This window comes from Ruegeria sp. BG11, assembly GCF_056538565.1.
In genome coordinates this window covers 23,309-44,537 of the sequence record NZ_JBQFTH010000007.1, presented here as the reverse complement: position 1 = coordinate 44,537, position 21,229 = coordinate 23,309, and the positions used below count along the sequence as shown (strand labels likewise).

The 21,229-nt window shown below is 51.1% G+C and carries 15 protein-coding genes; 8 read left to right on the top strand and 7 right to left on the bottom strand.

From position 1 onward, the window contains the following. Positions 1-73: 73 nt before the first annotated feature. Together ACR0JF_RS12630 and ACR0JF_RS12625 are read right to left on the bottom strand one after the other, a co-directional pair. Positions 74-1,546 carry a DUF2779 domain-containing protein gene (locus ACR0JF_RS12630; protein WP_480669419.1) on the bottom strand — a complete coding sequence of 491 codons (1,473 nt, stop codon included), beginning with the start codon at positions 1,544-1,546 and terminating at the stop codon, positions 74-76. A gap of 108 nt (positions 1,547-1,654) precedes the next feature. Continuing rightward, the gene (locus ACR0JF_RS12625; protein WP_170660815.1) at positions 1,655-2,431 is read right to left on the bottom strand and encodes a fumarylacetoacetate hydrolase family protein; all 777 of its coding nucleotides are present in this window, start codon (positions 2,429-2,431) and stop codon (positions 1,655-1,657) included. 239 nt (positions 2,432-2,670) lie between these two features. Between ACR0JF_RS12625 and ACR0JF_RS12620 the strand changes: the two genes are divergently transcribed. Then, entirely contained in the window at positions 2,671-3,507 is an 837-nt protein-coding gene (locus ACR0JF_RS12620) for a methyltransferase domain-containing protein (protein ID WP_170660814.1), read from the top strand. 263 nt (positions 3,508-3,770) lie between these two features. Here the strand turns inward: ACR0JF_RS12620 and ACR0JF_RS12615 are convergent, their stop codons facing one another. Next, complete coding sequence (locus ACR0JF_RS12615) at positions 3,771-5,075, bottom strand: citrate:proton symporter (protein ID WP_170747550.1); 1,305 nt, start codon at positions 5,073-5,075, stop codon at positions 3,771-3,773. A gap of 235 nt (positions 5,076-5,310) precedes the next feature. Between ACR0JF_RS12615 and ACR0JF_RS12610 the strand changes: the two genes are divergently transcribed. The 3 genes from ACR0JF_RS12610 (at position 5,311) to ACR0JF_RS12600 (ending at position 9,119) form a co-directional block, all read left to right on the top strand. Further along, complete coding sequence (locus ACR0JF_RS12610; RefSeq protein WP_170660812.1) at positions 5,311-6,765, top strand: AsmA family protein; 1,455 nt, start codon at positions 5,311-5,313, stop codon at positions 6,763-6,765. Positions 6,766-6,996: 231 nt separating this feature from the next. Next, complete coding sequence (locus tag ACR0JF_RS12605; protein ID WP_170660811.1) at positions 6,997-8,232, top strand: adenylate/guanylate cyclase domain-containing protein; 1,236 nt, start codon at positions 6,997-6,999, stop codon at positions 8,230-8,232. A gap of 437 nt (positions 8,233-8,669) precedes the next feature. After that, on the top strand, positions 8,670-9,119 hold the full coding sequence (locus tag ACR0JF_RS12600) for a DUF411 domain-containing protein (RefSeq protein WP_170660810.1): 450 nt from the start codon (positions 8,670-8,672) through the stop codon (positions 9,117-9,119). Positions 9,120-9,443: 324 nt separating this feature from the next. On the opposite strand, the gene ACR0JF_RS12595 is transcribed toward ACR0JF_RS12600, so the two are convergent. Beyond that, positions 9,444-11,147: an alkaline phosphatase family protein gene (locus ACR0JF_RS12595; RefSeq protein WP_170660809.1), complete on the bottom strand. Its 1,704-nt coding sequence runs from the start codon at positions 11,145-11,147 to the stop codon at positions 9,444-9,446. Positions 11,148-11,417: 270 nt separating this feature from the next. On the opposite strand from ACR0JF_RS12595, the gene ACR0JF_RS12590 reads away from it, so the two are divergent. Genes ACR0JF_RS12590 through ACR0JF_RS12580 form a run of 3 tightly spaced genes read left to right on the top strand, consistent with a single transcriptional unit; the run spans position 11,418 to position 16,234 of the window. Then, positions 11,418-12,413 (top strand): HlyD family secretion protein, encoded by a 996-nt coding sequence (locus tag ACR0JF_RS12590; RefSeq protein ID WP_170660808.1) that lies wholly within the window; start codon positions 11,418-11,420, stop codon positions 12,411-12,413. Further along, the gene (gene rbbA / locus ACR0JF_RS12585; protein WP_170660807.1) at positions 12,410-15,109 is read left to right on the top strand and encodes a ribosome-associated ATPase/putative transporter RbbA; all 2,700 of its coding nucleotides are present in this window, start codon (positions 12,410-12,412) and stop codon (positions 15,107-15,109) included. The genes ACR0JF_RS12590 and rbbA overlap by 4 nt, the downstream gene beginning before the upstream one ends. Then, complete coding sequence (locus ACR0JF_RS12580; RefSeq protein ID WP_170660806.1) at positions 15,110-16,234, top strand: ABC transporter permease; 1,125 nt, start codon at positions 15,110-15,112, stop codon at positions 16,232-16,234. Between the two features lie 340 nt (positions 16,235-16,574). Here ACR0JF_RS12580 and ACR0JF_RS12575 read toward each other — a convergent pair whose 3' ends face one another. Beyond that, positions 16,575-17,195, bottom strand: a complete 621-nt coding sequence (locus tag ACR0JF_RS12575) for a cysteine hydrolase family protein (RefSeq protein ID WP_170660805.1) — start codon at positions 17,193-17,195, stop codon at positions 16,575-16,577. A 288-nt stretch (positions 17,196-17,483) separates the two neighbouring features. On the opposite strand from ACR0JF_RS12575, the gene ACR0JF_RS12570 reads away from it, so the two are divergent. Continuing rightward, complete coding sequence (locus tag ACR0JF_RS12570) at positions 17,484-17,969, top strand: GNAT family N-acetyltransferase (protein ID WP_170660804.1); 486 nt, start codon at positions 17,484-17,486, stop codon at positions 17,967-17,969. Positions 17,970-18,576: 607 nt separating this feature from the next. On the opposite strand, the gene ACR0JF_RS12565 is transcribed toward ACR0JF_RS12570, so the two are convergent. Together ACR0JF_RS12565 and mgrA are read right to left on the bottom strand one after the other, a co-directional pair. Beyond that, positions 18,577-19,761, bottom strand: coding sequence for an alpha/beta hydrolase (locus ACR0JF_RS12565; protein ID WP_170660803.1), 1,185 nt, complete (start codon positions 19,759-19,761; stop codon positions 18,577-18,579). Between the two features lie 273 nt (positions 19,762-20,034). Continuing rightward, entirely contained in the window at positions 20,035-21,066 is a 1,032-nt protein-coding gene (gene mgrA / locus ACR0JF_RS12560) for an L-glyceraldehyde 3-phosphate reductase (protein WP_480669507.1), read from the bottom strand. Positions 21,067-21,229 lie beyond the last annotated feature (163 nt).

The following is a 21,229-nucleotide window of genomic DNA, read 5'->3' as shown; positions in this document are numbered from 1 at the left end:
CCGTAACTCCGGCAAATCGCCTAATCTCGTAGGGGAGCAGCACCGCCAGTTGTTTTGAGGTTCGCGGCGCACCTCACATCGCCAGCAATTCCCGATGAATTTCGACCATCGCCCAGGTGTCGCGCGTGCAATACGCCACAAGATCAGAATAGACCTTCTCGCGCGCTGGATCATCCGGTTCGGTCAGTGTTACGTCCTTCCAAAGGCGAGACGCGCTCGCCCCCTCTTTGATGTCCAGATCATCGTATGAAAGTTCTGGCAAAAACGCTGGAAGGACGGCCTTGATAGAGGCGCTTCCTTTGAACGCGGGATCGTTGATCACTTCATCCGCAAACGGCTTCATCAGATCTACAACGCGTGCATTTAAGCCTTCCAGAAACTTAGCGTGCTCTGGATAAGTTTCCGCCATCTCCGTATTGCGCGATTTTTCGAACGACGCATACCAAACCACTACAGAGCCAACGTCTCCCATGTCCTCACGTAGCCTTTCTAGCAAAGCTGGCATCGGATTGCTGGCGTCTCGGTGGAGATACTCCCTGTGCTCGATTTCTCCGTCAGGCTCATGCTGGATATGCAAGGAATACTGGAAAGCGACTTGCTGGTAGGGACGCGTTCCGTCCCAAGGTGGCAGCAAACTTTGAGACGTCTCGTAGTCAAAGTAATAAACCGGATAGACAATCTCGCTCAGAAACCTGCTTAACTCCTGATGATCGATTGTGCTTTCACCGTTCGCCACTGCTCTCAAGTAGCGCCGTGTCGACTTGCCCAACACAGATGGATCACTGATCTCGTCAATCTTTGTGATCCCATTTGCTATGAGTTCCGAGGCTTTTTCCGCATTCATGAACGGAAGGCGGTGGATGCTGTCATGCGCGAGAGGTGGGTCGAGTTCTTCGCGGATCTCCAGCCATTCACCATAGGATTTAAGGCGCGCACGTTCAGGGGACGGATCAGGCATCGTATCGCTGGCAACGACGCTCAATGCCTGATCGATACGCGTGCGTGTTTTTTCGAGCTGCTCAGTCACCGCATCCGTGATGTCAGTGATGCTGACAAGCTCTTGAGGATTGATTTCGCCGTTTCTGACGTAATCACGGTTCACATGTGCTACTTCGCAGCGCGCAATGGGGAACCCAGCCGCCTCAAGCACGACACGCTGGAATGCGAGATCAAAAACGTGCTCGGGCTTTGCAGAAGTCCCGCTCTTGATCTCTGTCAGAACGTACCCATCGCCATCGCGGCTCACGATGTCGGAGATGCAAGTTATGGTTCCATCTTCATAGCGTCCCTGCGCCACGGCGTCTGCACCGTTCCTCCAGGCTTCTAACGTGCGCGCGGGCAGAGTCTGGTATTCTGAAAAATCTGAAAACCCGAGGCGAGCGAGATCACCAAATAGTTCTTCCGCGTAGGGCTCAAACGCGTGCCCGTCGTCAAAGCGTGCTTGCAATGTGGGGTCAATTGGCGGCAACAGATACCTGGCGTGTTTCTTGATCCATAGCCAGGCAGGGTGCCTGAGAAACAACATGTAATCAGATTTGGATAGCATCGTATAATTTGCATTCCAGAATTGATGAAATCAGTGGAAGACTATCGCGCCCAGCTATTGAGAGTAACTTTTCTTTGGTGAAGTAGGCGTCACAACTCTATTACAGCCTCATGTAAATCGCACCGACAGCTCGGTGTTCATGACCCCACCAAAGCCCGCTGACCATTGTTCGCCCGGAAACACTGGCCATGCGTCTGTCAAAGTACCAGTTGTGATTAGCTCGCCTCCTTGAAGCTGGTCGGCGTCTGAGAGCAGAGAAACAAGATGAGCCAGGACTTCAATTGGGCCACCGAGCGCGTTTTCACCCTTGCCGGACTCGATAGCCTCGGTGCCCTTGAACAATGCTAGTGGCACTTCGGCCAAGCCGGTCAAGACATCATGCGTCGCCGCGATTTTGTCGCCGAGAACAAGGCAGCTGTGCAATCCTTGTGCTGCGATTGAGTCTTCGACCGAGAATTTCCAGTTGGGATAAATCGATTGAACAATTTCAAATCCCGGGGCAACCCAATCCACGCAACCTGCCAACTGCTCATTGTTCATTTCAGCCGTCGGCGCATGTCTAAGGCCGAGCACGATTTCTGGTTCAATCCTCGGTTCTGAATACCTTGCCAAGTTTACCGGCTGATCAGTCGAAAACAGTCCATCTGAGTGAACCTCTCCCCAAATGGGTTGATCCACACCGTAAACAGGCCAAATCGTGCGGTTCGTGAAGCCGACTTTTCTGCCAACTCTTTCTTTGCCCAGAATCTCGCGGACACGACTAGCAATCGAATATGCGTCATCCAGCGATAGCTGTCCTGCCTCTGAAGACAGTTTAGGTATCTGCTGGGCAGAGGTCAGGGCATGAGCGATTTTCTGAGCGTTAGCTTCAATATCTCTTGTCATATTCGCATTATACCTGCCGACGGCTGGATTGCGATGCAATCAAGGTTTTGAAGGGCCATAGTCGCAAATTCAAAGGGTTGCACTGAAAGTGTCGACACCCTTTGAATCAAATGCGCAGTCCAAGACGTTCAAGCGAAAAAAACCACCGTCCGTTTCGGAGCCAAAGTATATTTTGCGCCACAAGTGGTACTTACAATAGAATTGGACCGGCCAGATGAGACTGTTAAAGAGGTTCAATAATGGCAATAGGCGACATCCAAACGTTCTATGACAAAACCGTCCAAGACGAGATCTCACGGCTAGATGAAAGTTGGTTGGAGCATGACGTAACCAAGGTTTGGATAGACCGGTTTATTTTGCCGGCTTCTGATGTTTTGGATATTGGTGGCGGCCCTGGAAGGTACGCTTTTGAGCTTGCTGCCATTGGCCATAGAGTTACGTTGTCTGATCTTTCCAAAGCAAATCTCGAGGCAGCGAGGAAGGAAGAATCCCGGCTTGGAGTTACGCTCACAGAAATCTCCCAAGCAGACGCAAGGGATTTATCCCAACTAAAAGAAAACTCTTTCGATTTTGTTCTATGTTTAGGTCCGATTTACCACCTTATTGAAGACGCAGATCGCGATAGAGCACTTGCAGAGGTGTTCCGGGTTCTGCGACCGAATGGCATTGCTTTTATCGGTTTTCTGTCTCGATACGCTGCCGTTCACTACTTTGCGAAGCGTCAACCGGCGCGGTTGGACGAAAGCATCTCGACAATTAACCAAATACTTGAATCCGGAATAAACGAGCCGAAACACAATAATGGTTTTTTCACCGATGCTCGCTTTGATCATCCTGAGGCAATAGCTGAAGTGGTGACCAGATCAGGTGGCGAAGTCATTAAAGTATTTGGTGCTGAAGGCGGGCTCGCTCAGTCTGAAGGGCGATTGAGACCTGTCTTGGAAGTATCAAAGTCCGACTGGAGAAAGCTGGCGGTAGAGCTCTCTGACCAGCCAGTCGGCATCTATGGAAGCGAACACTTGGTTGTAGTTTGCAAGCCGAACCAGAACCGTGAAAAACCAGAGCGGCGCTATTGATTTAAAGTACCCAAAAAACTTGAGAGGGTGCGTTAAGAGTTTTCGCGATACTGGTCCAAAACAAAAAACTTCGGGGTAGTAACTGCCAATTTCGCTTTGGGGTAATATTGGAAAAGGATGAGGTATAGCCGAGTGGGTGCATTAGTTCGTTGTCCGTTCCGACTACGAGAGTTGGAGCATTGGTCGAAGCCACTTCCTCGGCGTCCAAACCGGAGCCATCCCGTGCAAAGCTCAACAGCTCAGTTGTTCTGAGAGGATCGTTCTCAGTACAGACCCAACAAAAAACCGACCCCAAAAACTGCGATGGAAAACAGCCACAATGGGAGCAGCGAGTATCGAATATGCCGCCCCATGCTTGCACCGGCCAATCCAAGCGCAAGCCAAAGGGCGGGCGAAAACGGGCTGATGAATGTGCCAATGATATTGCCGATTAGCATCGCATAGACAATGCTTTCGGTTGGTACGCCAGTTGGTTCCACAACTTCTAGCATCACCGGCATCAATCCAAAGTAAAATGCGTCCGTGCTGAGCACCAACTCAAGCGGCGCGCCGATCAGCCCGACCCAAATGTGTAATGTTGGTACAACGCTTTCAGGCAAGATCTCGACCAACTGCTCAGCCATAACCCGGAGCATTCCTGTACCGTCCATAAGGCCCAGGAACGCCCCAGCAGCAAAGATAATCGTAGCCATTGTCAGCGCGGAAGGCGCATGCGCTTTCATCCGGTTTATTTGGCTGTCCACGTCGCGGTAATTGATGAGTAGAAGCAACGAAAGAGAGATCATAAAGAGAAACGCGGGCGGCAGTAGGCCCAGCACAAGCGCGACTACTGTCGCCAAAAACAAACCCCCATTTACGAAAATGAGTTGAGGGCGTTCCAATGCCAATTCTTCGTCAGTCACCTTCAAGGCGTATTGTGCCATGCTTCCTGTCGGGTTCTCATCACCTGTTGTCTTGTACATTATGCGTTTCTCGCGAAGTCCCATTAGGACTGCGAATCCTGCCAACAGCACCAATCCGATAATCTGGATGGGTATCAGAGGGTGCCAAAGCACAGTCAGATCAATACCCGAGACAGCAGAAGCTCTGCCCAATGGTCCCGCCCAAGGAAGCATGTTCGCCAGGCCGGCGCCCAAGCATAGCATCATTAGCATCAGGTATCGGTTCATTCCCAGCCCGACGTAAAGTGGTAGCAGGGCCGGAACAGTAAGAAGAAATGTTGTGGCACCGGCACCGTCCAGATGGGCAAGAGCGCCGACCATCGCAGTGGCAACCGTGATTGCAACTGCGTTGCCTTTGGTTACGCCGATAATCCAATTGATAATCGGGCGAAAGAGCCCTGTATCCTGCAAGATGCCAAAGAACAGGATCGCAAAGATGAACATCGTGGCGACCGGCGCAACGCGAAGTAGGCCTGAGTTAAAGAACTCCGACAAATCTGTAGGGCCGAAACCCGCCAATAATGCTCCTGCGAGCGGGAACAGAATTAGCGCTACTACGGGAGTTACTCGACCTGTAAGAAGCGAAACAACAACGAGCACAATCGTTGCCAATCCAATCAACGCCATATCCCTAAGTGCCCCTTACAAGAATCCAAACAAATATCCGCAGGGTGATCCACCTGAAACGGCCACGGATCTAAAGGACTTAAAGCTCACCGATCTTTCAACCCACGTTGTTGGCACTGAAAACGCGCTGGAGTTTCAGGATCTGACTCTGACGACCAATGCGTTTGACAATGAATTAAAACAGATAGGTCCGGTTCGCGTTGGCCGTCTGTTTCGCGCTGACAATGGTAATCTGATGCTGGAAAATATTAGCTTGCAGGCTGGACCCCAGGATCGACCCTACTTTTCGGCCAAAGGTAACATAAAAGACCTGTTGCGCCTGAAAGAGGTCGACTTTAGCGGTACGATGTCGATACCGTCATCGCTGTTTTTCCAAGGCCTAAGCGCAAAATCGCTTGGCATCGTCGAAGGCAGTTTTTCGGTGGACGATCTAAAGGGGTTCCTAAGCCTCAACAAATTCGATGCACAGACCATTGATACCGAAATATGGGCGCTGAAAACCCAGGCCAAGCTCGGGAATGTAAACGAATTTGAAAACCTGTCCTTCGATTTCAATCTGGATGTCGAAGACAGCGCCCGTTTCCTAGCGGCCATCGGGCAGACAACAATCAAAGCCGGGCAATTAAAGGTCAGCCTGTCCGCAAACGGAAAACAAGACAACTTCTCAAGCGTACTTGCGCTAACATCCGGAAAGTCGCAACTGAGTGCCAAACTTGAGACATCCACGTCTGGCGCGCGTCCACTGACGCAAGGCAAGGTTTCCAGTCAGAGTATTGAACTTCAAGACGTTAGAAACGCTTTTGCTTTTGTCTCACGCATTGCAACAAGCTTTCGCCAACCCGGAACCAGTGGCGCAAAGCACAAGGTGTCGAAAGGCAAAGTCAGTGATCTTGTCGAGGTAGAAGATTTTCTGCTCGATCAGGATGTCGATGTGTCCATTGATATCAAAAAAATCGAGGGCGAACAGGGAATAACCAGCCTGTCCAGCCATCTCAAGGCAAAGAACGGCCTTGCCCAGCTTGGGCCTGTCGATGTCGCCTATGATGGAGGTCATTTCTCCGCTACGGCAAAAATGAATATGGTGAAGAGCCCGCAGTTGCTTTCACTTCAAGGCACAATAAAGGATTGGAATCTGGCAACCTTGTTCAACGAGTTTAATACCAAATACTCGGCAGTAGGCCAGCTTCATGGGAATTTTGAGTTTATCGGAAACAGGCGCTCGGTTGAGACCTTTTTTAACTCGATGAGAGGCTCTGCATCTATCTTGATGACAAATGGTGGAATATCAACCAGTCTTCTCGAACTGTCCGGACTTGGCATTTTTCCTTGGCTAATTTCTGAAGAGCTGAGAAAAGGTTACAGCAAGATCACGTGCCTCGCCGCTCCCATTAAAATCGATGCTGGCGACGTTTCATTCAGCTCGTTTGTAGCGGAAACCAAAAAGGTACAGCTAGTTGCTCGCGGCGATCTGGATTGGATAAAAAACACGATTTCAATTCAGGCCGAGGCCCGAAAACTTGGCAGGCCCTTGTCGCGGAGCGCGTGGCCGTTCGAGATCGTTGGGACGCTGACGCATCCGAAAATCAAGCTTCTTCACCACAACGTTTTCCAGAAACGCGCGGACGGAGCGACAGAGTTACCCGAAAACCGAAGATCCTGTGTTCCGGATATAGATCAACTGAGGCAATAGGATAAGGTTGACGTTTCGACCCCCGCTGTATCCAAGCGATCTTTCGGAATCATGGGGGCCTTGAAAATTGCTCTTTCTGTGTTTGCCTTCAATTAAAAAAGCGTGAGATGAATGAAGACGGCAGCTTTGTCCGCTTTGGGCAGTGAGAACCGCTGGAAATTGAAGTTGAGGTGTCCTTGAAGTGAAATAGACTGGGAGCTAACTGTTGAGACAACCCGTTGTGAGGTCATCATGGCAGCCCCATTAGTCCAAAACTGGGAACTGACCGCCGCCGTTAAGGACATAGCCGATTGGCTGGTTCAACAGGGCTTGGAGAATGCGCCAGTGGAACTCTGGCTTGAAGCATTCTGCAACCGTCTTGTTTCAGCAGGAATTCCACTTCAAAGAGCAAACATCACTGTTCGCGCTCATCATCCCGAGATTGGAACGGTCGCTTTTCGCTGGCACAGGGATGGTGGCAACGAGCGAGAGAACTTTGTCCGAAGAACGGATGCGCCTGAGGAATACGTACTAAGCCCGATTTACTATCTTTTGGCAAACAACGTTGAAGAGATCAGACAAGATCTGACAGTCGAAGAACCCGCGCTCAACTTTCCGATCTTCGACGAACTTCGCGAGCGCGGTGCAACTGACTACTTCGCTGTTAAACGGTTCTTCCTTATTCAGGACAATACTACGCCAGTCGATCCAATGCAGGCCGAGGAAGGTGCCATAATCTCGTTGACAACCGATGCGAGCGGGGGCTTCACGAGCGAGCAACTTGATGGTTTGCGTCAACTGATATCCCCACTTTGCCTGACGCTGAAATGTGGGGCGAACCGATTGATGGCTGAAGACATTACAGCCGCGTATCTGGGCAAAGACGCCAGTAGGCGTGTTCTTTCCGGGGACATCACCCGAGGTTCATCGGAAACTATTTCAGCGGTGATTTGGTATTTTGACCTGCAAGGATTTACCAAATTGTCAGAGGCGCTTCCGGGGGGCTCAATCATAGAATTGCTAAACGACTACTTCGCGGAAGCTGTTGACGTAGTCGAACGCAATGGCGGTAACGTTCTGAAATTCATGGGAGATGGAATGCTTGCCATCTTCGATATCAATCAAGTTCCGGACGCTCGCCGCGTCGCAATTCACGCGGCATCGGAGTTGCGAGATACTTTTGAGGAACTCAACCAACGACGGCAAGCGGATGGTTTGCCAACGACCGGCTTCACTCTTTCGTTGCACGCAGGCGATGTTCTTTACGGCAATATTGGCGGTAGGTCTCGCTTGGATTTCACAGTAGTCGGCCCAGCAGTCAATACCACCTCCCGCATCTTAGGCATGTGCAGCGCGCTCGATCAGAACATTGTTGTTTCCGACAAGGTGGCGGGCGACTTGGTGGGCTCCATTCCAAGCCTTGTTTCCCTGGGACAATACAGATTGCGCGGTGTTGCTGACAGACAGGAGCTGTTTACGCTAGACTAACTGCCGCTGTTTGGAGCCTGCCGTAATGGGGTGTTGACCTGCGTCAAAGCATAGGTAGCCGGATTGCTACTAAGTTGGTTTGGACATGGAACAGAACTGTTGGATCAAGCACCCGCGAAGAGCGGCGTTCTTGGTCATAGTAATTGCATTGTCAGGGTGCACGGGCAGGCACCACCAAGGCGATTGGCATGGCCACGGCTTAGAAGGTTGCTATGGACCTCACCACGACGTGGATCGCGAGGTCCATTGCCGAGCGCTCGAGTGAACTTGAGCCATACGCGACGCAGCTCACAAAACGTTGGGCGACCAATGTTATTTGGATTGTGATTCAGATCTTGTATCGAAACTGCCCGTTTGATGCCCAGTCCGGTAACATTGAAAAGTTTGGCCTTGGCACAATATCTTTGTAGTCCCATGAGGAAGCGGAGAAGAGACCAATGAAACGACGCGAATTTTTACTAGCGGGTACAGCAGCTGTGTTGGCTACTCCTTCCGTCGGACAAGAAGCCCCACTCATCAAGGTCTACAAGACGCCAACTTGCGGCTGTTGTGCCGCTTGGGTAGATCACCTGATTTCCGCAGGATTTCGCGCCGATACGCTAGACGTTGAACAGGAGCAGCTGTGGTCGCTTAAAGAACAAATGAAAATCTCAGATGAGCTTTCCAGTTGCCACACTGCAATTATTGGGGACTATTTTGTGGAAGGTCATGTCCCGGCAGAAGACATCTATCGACTTTTGTCCGAACATCCTGAAGGCCTCGGCCTGACAGTTCCAGGCATGCCGATGGGTTCACCGGGGATGGATTTTTCAGACGAACGAGAGCCCTATGAAACCTTGCTCGTTGGTCTGGATGGGACGACGAGTGTGTTTGCTCGACACAGCTGAGAGATTGGATGAAGGGCAATCAGATTTCCCAGCTCCATGTCCAACATTAGTTTGCGCTGATCTCAAAAAGAATTCAGCTGCAACCGTTGTGTTTTTTCCACATGGCTGGGTCGTGGCCTTCAGGCACAGTAGAACACGGGTCGTTCGCATACCCAAAATGCCTTCTTCCACATCGTATATTAGCCCGGAGACTAATTTTTGCACTGTAATACCTGGAAGTGAGGTGGCGGTTTAGTGAATTCCGATCAATGCACGCCTTGTGGACGATGCCGTCGCGGCCAGGCATAGCGTGCTTCAGTATCAGGGCTCGCGCTTCACAGCGGTCTAATCCAAGACTTCTTGTAGGACTTCACCGCTCGCACCATTAGGACGTGCCGTACTTAATAATGCAGACAATGTGGATGCGATAGCAGTCGTACAAACCCGGCGTGCAACCCGTTGCGGTTTTAAGTTCGCTCCAGCAAAGAAAATCGGCACATGTGTGTCACCGCGCCACGGTGACCCGTGGGTGGATGTGACGGACAGACCATCGAAGTCTGCGATGAACCAGCCGGGTTTGAAGACTACGTATATGTTCCCGGATCGGGTCGGATTATAGTTGTTGCGGATCAGGCGCATGATGTCGGTATCGGACAGGAGGTTTGCTTCGATAGCCGTACTGGGGACGGCGAACGCCACATCGGGAAAGGATAGAAGCTCTTCTGCAATAGCTGACTCCAGCGTGGGTAAATCAATATCACGGCGAGCCAATACTTCGGGGGCGATATTGAGATAGGGGTGATTATAACCCTCAAGCAGTTTCCCGGTGATCCCAAACCGCTCCTTAAGCCTGGCTATCTGTTCCGTCGGGTCCCATGTGTCCGGAGCAACAAGGCCAGTTTGGATGCCAACACTCTCCAAATAGCCCGGCGCATCGGTGGTGCCGTGGTCCGCCGATAGAACGATCAAAACGTTTTCCAGCCCAATCCGTTCGTCGATAAACGCGAAGAGATTCATGAGAGTCTGATCGAGGCGGTATATCGTGTCCTCGGCTTCAAGACTGGAGGGGCCAAACACATGGTTGACGTAATCCACGGACGAGAAGCTAATCGCCAGATAATCCGTTACCGCGTCTTGCCCGATATCCTCGGCAGCAATCAATCGTTTGGCAAATTGCGCCGTCAGATCGTCGCCAGCGGGGCTAAGCGTTAAAAAGGTCGTAAAGTAGGGATTTTCCAGCGGATCAAACCCATTTTGCGTCGAAGAATAGCGATGAGGAAAGGTTGTGCCGAACCCGGCGACATCCGTCTCCCATGGTTGGTTGTCGCGGTCGCCAAAGAGATAGGTTTCCTTTGGGTGCATCAACTCCCAAGAGGTTCCTTCAAAGGAGGCGCTCGGCGATGCGTCATTCCATGCGGAAACCCAATCCGGGTATTTGTCGTAGTAATAGGAGCTTGTGACAAAACGATTTGCGGCTTTTGAGAACCAGAAGGCTTTGCCGCTTTGTCCCGCCATTGTAATAGCCCCACGATCTTTGATTGAAACTCCAAAGACCTTGGCAGCACCAGCAGTGGAGGCGCTTAATTCGTCCGAAAGCGTCGTAACAAGCATAGCGCTTGGTGACCGCCCATCTGTGCCAGCTGCCGCCTGAGTCGGGTCAATTTCAATATCGTCATTGACGCCAGCGCCATCTCCAAGAAGTGGAGCGGTGCTGTCTTCAACGTTGTAGACAACGCGGTCCAAGGTTCTGTCGAACCATATGTTTCCGATCATCCCATGCACTGCCGGTGTTGCCCCGGTGGCCAATGTGGCGTGCCCGACAACAGTCTCTGTATTGGCATGGCAATGATGGGCGTCCACATAGTGTACACCGTTTTCAAGTAAATACTTAAGGCCACCCTCCCCAAGATTTTCAAAGTAGCGTGTGGGCAGATCGCCCCGAAACGCGTCAACGGTCAGCTGCAAAACAAGACGAGGAGGTTCTTGCGCATACGCAGGAGCGATTGCAACCAACCACAAAGACAAACAAGCTCTCAGTGTTTTGGTCATAATTCTTCCTTTCGCTGTATTGCGTAGCAGGTTGGCGGCGACCGCAATTGCAGGTTGGAACAACCCGTTTCAATACCAAACTGATAACAAAAACGCTTCAAGTCTACTTCTTCCGACCTATCGCGAAAGAGCCTGCAACACCCAAACCAGTGTTCATCCAAACAATTGCTTGGAACTGAGGTGCCCGGATCGGTTTTGATCCAAAACAAGGCTTTGAGTCTTTTGAGACACTAAACTCTGCGCCAGAAACCCTGTTTCAGGTGAAACGCTATGACCAAAAACCTATCGGTTTTTCTTTTTTTGGCTGGTTTAGTAATTGCTGGTGCGTTGCTATATGTCGTTGTTGCCGAGGATGGCGATGAATTGCCGGTCGGATTTGTGCAAGGAAACGGGCGGGTTGAAGCGGAACAAGTCGAAATAGCACCAACTAATGCAGGTCGGGTTGCGAAGGTAACGGCAACAGAAGGCAGTATGGTTGCAACCGGTCAAATCCTGGCCGAAATGGACATAGATGAGCTATCTGCCGCCCTGGATCGGGCTAGAGCCGAAGTAGCCTTGGCAAATCAAACAAAGGCCGAAGCAGAAGCGCTCGTTGTGCAACGCGAAAGCGAACAGCGCAGGGCCGAGCAAGAGCTTGATCGTGCCACGGCGTTGCTGGCAGGTCAAAATATCTCCAAAACTATTTTTGAAGATCGCGATACCACTCATAAGGTTGCTACAGCAGTATTGGGCGCCGCCAAAGCCCGAGTTGCAACCGCAGAAAGCCGTATTGCTGCCGCTGAGGCGGAAGTGCGCAGGATAGAAGCACAGATTGAAGACAGCGCTTTAGTGGCACCTTTGCCCGGCCGCGTGCTTTACCGGCTTGCAGAACCCGGAGAGGTCGTTGGCGCAGGCGAACCAATCCTGACTATTCTTGGCCTTGAGAATGTTTACATGGAAGTTTTTCTTCCTGCGCGTGAAGCCGGACTTTTGCCCATTGGAGCTGAGGCTCGCATCGTGCTCGACGCTTTGCCGGAATATGCGATACCTGCATACGTGAGCTTTGTTTCTCCCGAGGCACAATTCACCCCCAAACAGGTCGAGACCCTGGATGAGCGAGAGCAACTGGTTTTTCGCGTTCGCGTCCGTATCCCAATAGACTTGGTTGAAAGTCGGATTGAGCACGTCAAAACCGGTCTGCGCGGTTTCGCGGTGATCCGGCTGAACCCAGCCGCTGCTTGGCCTGAGGCGCTTGAACAACGCATCCCAGAAGAGCTGTTCGAATGAGAGTAGAGGATGAGGCCTGCGATATTCACATTTCAGGTGTTACGCACCGTTATCGCAAGCATGTCGCATTGGATTCTGTTTCGTTAGAACTGCCAGGCGGCCAGCTTGTTGGCTTTATCGGGCCGGATGGGGTGGGAAAGTCTACACTGCTTGGTTTGATCACCGGCGCAAAGAAACTGCAATCCGGCAATATCGACGTTTTAGGCGGCCCGATTGGCGATTCTGGTCATCGACACAGCATTTGCCCAGCCATCGCGTTCATGCCGCAAGGGCTGGGTCGAAACCTGTATACGGAGCTGTCTGTACGCGAGAACCTTGAGTTCTTCTCAGGTCTCTTTGCTCAAGGGCATTCAGAGCGGGATGACCGTATCGCAGCGCTATTGGCTGCGACAGGGCTTGCGCAGTTTGAAGACCGTCTGATGGGCAAGCTCTCGGGTGGGATGAAGCAAAAACTAGGTCTTTGCTGTGCGTTAATCCATAACCCCAAACTTTTGGTTTTGGATGAGCCAACGACCGGGGTCGACCCGTTGTCGCGTCGGCAGTTCTGGGCTTTGATTGATGCAATCCGAGCAAAAAGCCCCGAACTGTCGGTATTGGTTTCAACGGCGTACATGGAAGAAGCCGACGGTTTTGACCGGATTGTCGCGATGGACGCGGGTCAAGTCATCTTTCATGGGAAGCCCGCCGAATTGAAAGGGAGTGATGTCGACCTCGAAATTGCATATCGGCGTCTGAGAGCACGGGAGTTGCCTGTCGAACCGGCGGGAAAAAACAAAACGAAGGGGCAGATCGAAGCAAACCCAGTGATAGTTGCGCGTGGACTGACACGACGCTTTGGTGATTTCACGGCCGTAGACAACGTCGACTTCACAATCAATCGCGGAGAGATATTCGGGTTTCTAGGATCAAACGGTTGCGGCAAATCCACGACAATGAAGATGCTGACTGGCTTGTTACCTTCCAGCTCAGGTGAAGCACTGCTGTTTGGCAACCCTGTCGATGCATATGACCGAAAAATGAGGCGTGAAATAGGCTACATGAGCCAGGCCTTTTCCTTGTATGGCGAGTTGTCGGTCCATCAGAACCTACAATTGCATGCGCGGATATTTGCAATTGCCGACCGAGAACAACGTGTTTCGGAACTCACTGAGCGCTTTGGGCTCGAGGAGCACCTTCATACGTTGGCGACGGCACTGCCCCTGGGGATCAAACAGCGACTGTCGCTAGCCGTAGCTGTGATCCACCGTCCGAGAGTGCTAATACTCGACGAACCAACATCCGGTGTGGATCCAGAGGCACGCGATTCCTTCTGGGACTTGTTGATTGAGCTGTCGCGAAATGAGTCGGTAACGATCTTTGTTTCCACTCATTTCATGGGTGAGGCGGAACGCTGTGATCGCGTTTCGTTTATGCATGCTGGTAGAGTTCTAGCCGAAGGTACTCCGGCTGACCTGATCGCTGTTGAAGGGGCGGAAAACCTAGAAGACGCCTTCATTTCGATATTGGAAGCAGCAGAAAAACCAGTCTCTGTTGTCGCGCCAGAGGTGGGCTTTAGGACCAAATCCCACGCCGGGGGAGGAGCGTTTTCTCGTGTATTGGCATATGCGCGGCGCGAAACCGTTGAAGTAGCTCGCGACCCGGTGCGTCTGGCTTTCGCGTTTCTGGGTTCTGCTATTCTAATGTTAGTTTTTTGCTTTGGAATTACGCTGGATATCGATGAGCTTGAATTCGCTGTACTTGACCTTTCTCAGGGGCCGGAGAGTCGTGCTTATTCGGCTGAATTCGCCGGATCGTCCTACTTTAAAGCTACATCGCCGCTGCAAAGCGCCAGCGAAGGGCGCGACCGTCTAGTGGCAGGTGAGGTCTCTCTGGTTGTTGAGTTGCCACCTGACTTTGACCGAAAGATGAGTACGGGTGAACCGACCCAGATACTTGCGACTGTAGACGGTGCTATCCCATTTAAGGGTGAGACGGTTGAAGGCTATGTTTCCGGACTGCACCAATCATTTCTCGCGGAATATGCCGTTAACAACGGCAAAAGCCAGATAGATATCGCCAGGATCGAACCCCGGTTTCGCTACAATCAAAGCTTTGAAAGCATCGCCGCAATGGCTCCGGCAATGCCTGCTATCCTACTGATTATGCTGCCAGCTGTTTTGACTGCCGTAAGCGTAGCAAGGGAACGAGAGCTGGGGTCAGTTGTCAATTTCTACGTGACACCAACCACGCGGCTTGAATTTCTAGTCGGCAAACAAATTCCGTACATTTTGATCGCCTACGCAAACTTTCTGCTTTTGGCCGGAATGACCGTTCTTCTTTTCGGGGTGCCGTTAAAAGGAAATCCTTTCCCCTTGGCTGTTGGTGCCCTTCTTTACGTTTGGGCTACGACATCCTACGGGCTGTTGATCGCTACAATGACATCCAGTCAGGTGGCCGCAACATTTGCAACTGCCATCGCTTCAGTTGTCCCAACAATCCAGTTCTCAGGTCTGTTGCAACCTGTTTCAACGCTCGAAGGAGGCGCACAAGTGGTGGGCTCTCTTTGGCCTTCCTCATATTTCCTACACCTGAACGTAGGTGCCTTCACTAAAGGTTTGGGTTGGGAAGCCCTTGCGCCAGACATTCTGGCCCTCGCCTGCTTCGGACCCGTTCTGACACTGATCGCAGCCCTATGCCTTCGGGCGCAGGAGAAGTGAATGCAGCGCTTCTACTGCATATTCTGGCTAGGCTTGAAGGAAGTGATGAGCCTGCGCCGTGATTGGGTGATGATGGCATTGTTGGTTTGGTCTTTCACGCTGGCCCCGATCATGGAAGCAACGGGAGTGGCAAGTTCTGTAAACAACGCCTCGATAGCGTTTGCGGATGAAGACGACTCGCCACTTTCTCGAGCACTTGCCACAGCGTTTTTCCCACCAGAGTTCCAACCGGTCGTCCAAATCGAACCCGGAAAAGGACCTGCGTACATGGATGCTGGGCGCTTTATTTTCGTTGTCGCTGTGCCCCCCGGATTCGAAAAGGATCTGCGCGCAGGGCGCAGTCCGGAGATTCAAGTTCTTATTGACGCAACCGCTATGGAACAGGCCGGTATTGGTGCAAACTACATCACCAGTATCTTGAGCGCTGAAATACATCGCTATGCAATTGGTATCGATCTAGTAGATGCTCCCTCAATCAGTGTCATTCTAAGAAGCGCCTTCAACCCAAACAGAGACACCGTACGTTTTGCTGGTATCGTTGCTTTGATCGGCCAGATCATGTGGCTCACAACTATATTGACCGGAGCGGCAATGATTAGAGAGCGAGAGCACGGGACCATTGAACATCTCCTTGCCATGCCGCTTGCTCCATTTGACATTGCTATTGCTAAAATTTGGGCGAATGCAGCGGTGGTTTTGGTCGCCGCTGGTCTTTCACTAATCTTTGTGATGCAGGGTTCTTTGGGCATCAGTATCGCTGGATCCAAGATGTTGTTTTTGGTTGGCACGGCGTTGTTTCTTTTTACTGCGACGGCGCTTGGGGTGTTTCTGGCAACCATTGCACGCTCTATGGCGCAGTTCGCGCTTCTGGTCATGTTGATTGTGCTGCCAATGCTAATGCTGTCAGGTGGAGAGACCCCAATTGAAGGTCAGCCAGCGTGGTTGCAGGCAGGTACTTTGGTTTTGCCGTCACGCCACTACATGTCAGCAAGTCAGGCTATTGTTTTCAAAGGCGCTGGTATTGAGACTGTCTGGCCGGAATTCGTTTGGATGACGTTGTTAGGAATTGCTTTGTTACTAATGAGCCTACGGCTTTTTCGGCGTTCTCTTGCGCAGATCAGCTAGCGCTTTAATCTGTTGGCTGTGACAGATTGGAGCGATAGCTGATCTGCCTCTGAAGTCAGTTTAGAAATCTGCTGGGCAGAAGTTAGGGCATCAGCGTCTGTTTGAGCGTTAGGTTCAATGCCTCTAGTCATGTTCGCACTATGCGCGCCGACGGCTGGATTGCGATGCAAGCGAGGTTTTGAAGGGCCATCGTCGCAAACTCAAAGGCTTGCACTGAAAGTGTCGGTATCTTCTGCTTCAAGTGGGCAAGTCTAAGGCGATCAAGCAACAAAAATCTCCACCCGTTTCTGCACCCTAAATAATTGTGCGCCCCAACTGCTACTAACAGTTCGATTGCAATTTAGAGCGAGGTGATCGCGTTGATCACTGCTTCTCGGCTCTGAACAGCGCCGGTTTGTAGATACTCCATAGCTTTGAGAGCAGCTTCATGGGCTTGGACAGATGACCCTCCAACGCAGTCCTCTACAACGCGGCAGAAGTAGTCTGATTGGTGGCCATCGACGAATGTGTAGTGCACACAAACATCGGTCAAACCGCCGCACAATAAAAGTGTGTCTACTTTTAAACCGCGCAGCAGGATTTCGAAATCGGTTCCAAAAAAGGCGGAATACCGTCGCTTCGGGACGATGTAGTCACCTTTGCGATATCCCATCTCATCTTTTGCAACTTCCGTTCTTGGATCACCTTCGAGACAGTGTATGTCTTCGTCACCATCCAGTTCCCTGCCGAAATCGAGCTGATCGGGACGATGGACTTCCTGTACGAAGATGACGGGCACTTTGTTCTCATGCGCGGCGTCAACCAAGTCACGCGCAGCGATCATGCGCTGTTTGTAACCCGGCATGTTGTCGATGGAGCGTACTTCGCTGTCATCAATAAACGTGCTCTTTTGAATGTCGATTACGATTAGGGCAGGTCTACCCTCGATCAGTTTCCTGGCTTGTTTGGTTTTAGTTGTCATGTTCGACCTCTAATTTGCCAGGTCGTCCTGAAAAAAAACGCCCTTGCTTGGCCGGGTCGTCCCAGCGGGCAGATCAAACTTGACTAAATGTGCAACTGATTACGGTCAAGGGTGTGCTGCGTTGTTGTGGAATGAAAAGCATGTGTTCGTGCCTAGGGCAACATTGCCCGCAAAGCCGCCGCTAGGGGTAGGTGCAGAGAGTGTCTGCGCCGAGCGCAGATTGAGCAATGGTGCGAACAAAACCGTCGGCGGCTATACAACTTGACCCATCGTTCATAGTGTAAATGCATGAGCCGAATTCGAAACGCCCAACCCTCTGATGCAATTCGATGCTTTGAGATCGAGACTGATGCCTATGAAGGCGGCGAAGCGGCTACCCTCGAAAAGATAGCAAAGAGAATCGAGGTCTATCCCGATGGTTTCATTGTTCTTGAGGTCGAAGGCGAGATCGTCGGCTTTGCGAATTGCGGATGTGCATACGACGTCGAAATGTCTGATGAGGAATTCAAAGAGCTTATAGGGCATGACCCCGACGCGCCAAATGTCGTTATTATGTCTGTCGTCGTGGATCCGGAGCATCAAGGAAAAGGCCTATCGCGGGCATTGATGACTGAATTCGTCGGCCGCATGAGAAAAATGGGCAAATCTGCGATCTACCTTATGTGCAAAGAGCATCACGTCCCGCTTTATCAGAGATTTGGGTACAAGTATCTTCGCCCATCAACCTCTGATCATGGAGGAATGACTTGGCACGAAATGTCTATGCAACTTTGAACCGTTTTTTGATTGAGCCACGGTGAGTGGACATTCAAGGCCGACCGAGCCGCGCTACGTTGAAAGGGATCTGCCGCGACCTCGCAATTGAGCTGTGTTGTTCGGTTTTGTGTTGAACTTTATCAGTCAGAACGCACTTTTAATTGAGTTTTGATGCGTTCAAGTTGATCGAATTACGCCAAGACAATCGACAATTGAGCGCGTATGGTGAACCGTGCAAACTTATGGGCAAATCGTGCAAACTTATGCGCGATTGCTATGCAAAATTATGGGCGACGACACCTAGATTTTCTGAATAAAATCAATGATTGGAATGCAGCGTTATGCGCGCACCTAAAAATCTTGTAGGGACGCGCATAATCGTTCGCGAGCGTACTATGGCCAGCGTTGTTAGTTTTGGGAGTAGCTATAACCAACACCAACGCAGTCTTGCAAAAGGAAAACCCCAGACTTCGCTTAAAATTTCTCACCTAGCTGCACCCCAACGTCGAGTGCGGGTGGAAAACAGGCATTCGCTGCGCTTGGCGCCAATGACAGCATTGAGGACAAAGGCGCCGTTTTCATTTCTAGTCGAGGAAGACTTATTATTTCGGGGAAAACGATCAGACTACCTTGTGCCCACGATTTCCACGGAAGCGTCACCGATTAGATCCTGAAGTTCTACAGTCGATCGTCTACTGGAACGTCTGCTTGTCCGGATTGCTTCACCAGATATTCGAACGACTTCTGGCGAAGCAGCGAATTTTGAGTGGCTGGTGCTCTTAGAATCTCTTACTTGGCTTAGATCGATAACGGTTACTCCGGACTTCGCGAGTTCCGCTGCATCTGTTGCGCCAACGCGATCTACTCCACCAGAAACGAATTTTGAGAAGTTTAGAATCTTATCGTCTGACGACACGAGGACAAAGATCTTTTGATTGTCGTGTTTTATTTTGGAAAGCTGGTTTTCAAAAACGGCCAAGTCTATATCCGGCGCCGCTAAAATAATGTTTCGCACTCTTTTTCGAGGATTGAATTCTCCGGCCAACTCCGCTTGCGAGATTGCTTCCATTGTAAGAAACGCTCCCATTGAGAATGCAAGAATATCGAATTGCTGAGCTTTTGATCGCGTAACTATTTCACCAGCTTTCAAGAAGTCCGATCTAGCAGCAAGCGCACTGTTGATATCGTAAACATATTTAAGGGTTTCTGCCGCAGAAGCCCAAGACATTAACACCGGAACCCCATCGTACTCGGTATCCTCAACAAATTGTGCCAATCTAAGAATGGCGTCACTTAGGGTCGTATTGTAGCCGTGAACAAAAAATAGGACGTTTCGCTCCGAAGCACCAAGTGCAAGAAGTTGTTTGTCAATGCCCGAAACAAAAGCGTTTTCCGATGCATAAACCTTTGGGTCGATGATAGTGAAATGCTTCGAAGGGTTGGGGGGGAGAGCGTTGGTTCTTTCTATTTTTCCAACTTTGTGAATTGGCGGAATGGTGACTACCACCGAAGCTAGTCCAAGTGTATCGCTGCGGTCGCCCGAATAAAAAACACCCTCTGCTCCGGACGCCTGTCGCGTTGTGGCAATAAAGACTGTCTGGCGTTTGGCCTCAACTACATCTGACGCAGGATATTGGGGATTTTCGACGCCTACGAGTTCTGGAGGTCGAATGCATGAAGTTACGCTTAGAACTACTACTAAAAAAAAGAAGCGTAGCCCTAGCGTTTTAGTTAGACCTGAAATCCCATTCCAAAGAGGCTTCATTTTCAAATGTTCATGCAACATGACTAGATCAATATTTTTTAGCATGCTGCTTGTCTGTCAACAGACTAGCGATAACGGCCCTCTTTTTGATCCGAGTAGTGATTTCTGTACAAACGTTTTGACTTCACTCTCCATCAATTCATGCTGCTTCAGCGATTGGTGGTTTGGGAGGGTCAAATTGCAGAAGAGTGGTTCTTTGGCCAATGAACATATTGGGCCGATGGCTCATGTTAGCAGGTAGGCCGAACTAAAAACGTTCAATCCGCCAAAGATCGTAAGCCTCAAAGAACCAGGGTTTTGCGTACGTTCAAATTATGGTCATTCTGTTTCTGACGACCGCGCCCACAAATTGATATCTTCTTCCGAACTGATTTCATCGATCTTTTTGAGCTCGTCAGCACTGAAGTCGAGATTATCAACGACGCCTGCGCAATCTATGATCTGTTCCGGCCGGGACGCACCAATCAGAGCGGTCGTCACCCGTCCACCTCTGAGTACCCAGGCCAGCGCCATTTGCGCCAGAGTCTGCCCACGTGCCTGGGCCATATCATTTAACGCCCGGACACTTGCCAGCGACCGCGCGTTGATCATGCCATCAAGCAATGACTTCCCTTGCGTGGCACGGCTGCCACTCGGAATATCGGTCAGATATTTGGAAGTCAGAATGCCTTGTGCCAGCGGCGTGAATGCAATCGATCCTACTCCAAGATCATCCAGAGTATCGAGCAAACCATCCCGCTCCACCCACCGATTGAGCAGATTGTAAGAAGGCTGGTGAATCAGACAAGGTGTCCCAAGGTCGTTGAGAATTTTCCCCGCCTCGCGCGTGCGTTGGGAGTTGTAGCTCGAGATACCTGCGTAGAGCGCGCGGCCCGATCGTACGATATGATCCAACGCGCCCATTGTTTCTTCGAGCGGGGTATCGGGGTCAAAGCGGTGGGAGTAAAAGATGTCGACATAATCAAGCCCCATGCGCGCGAGTGATTGGTCACAGGACGCAATCATGTACTTGCGTGACCCCCATTCCCCATAGGGACCCGGCCACATGTCGTAGCCTGCTTTGGAGGAAATGATCAGTTCATCCCTGTAACCCGCGAAATCCGTTTTGAGGATCTCGCCAAATGCCTCTTCGGCTGAACCGGGTGGTGGACCGTAGTTGTTCGCCAGATCAAAGTGAGTGATCCCATGATCAAACGCGGTTCGACACATGGCGCGCTTGTTTTCGTGCGTCGAGTCCGCGCCAAAATTGTGCCACAGGCCTAGGCTGACAACAGGAAGCTTCACACCCGACCGCCCACATCGCCGATACACCATCCGCTCATAGCGGTTCGGCTCCGGGGTGTAGGGAATGGGTTTTGGCTTTGGCGGTCTTTGAGCTTTGGTCATGCGCACATAATCAATGGATTGTCGGGCCTGTCAAACGGATCACCTCAAGCAAGATCGACGCGAGCTCATATTCGTCCTGGTGGTTAGCCTTGCTCTACGTGTGAAAGATTTCACGATCCGATCATTC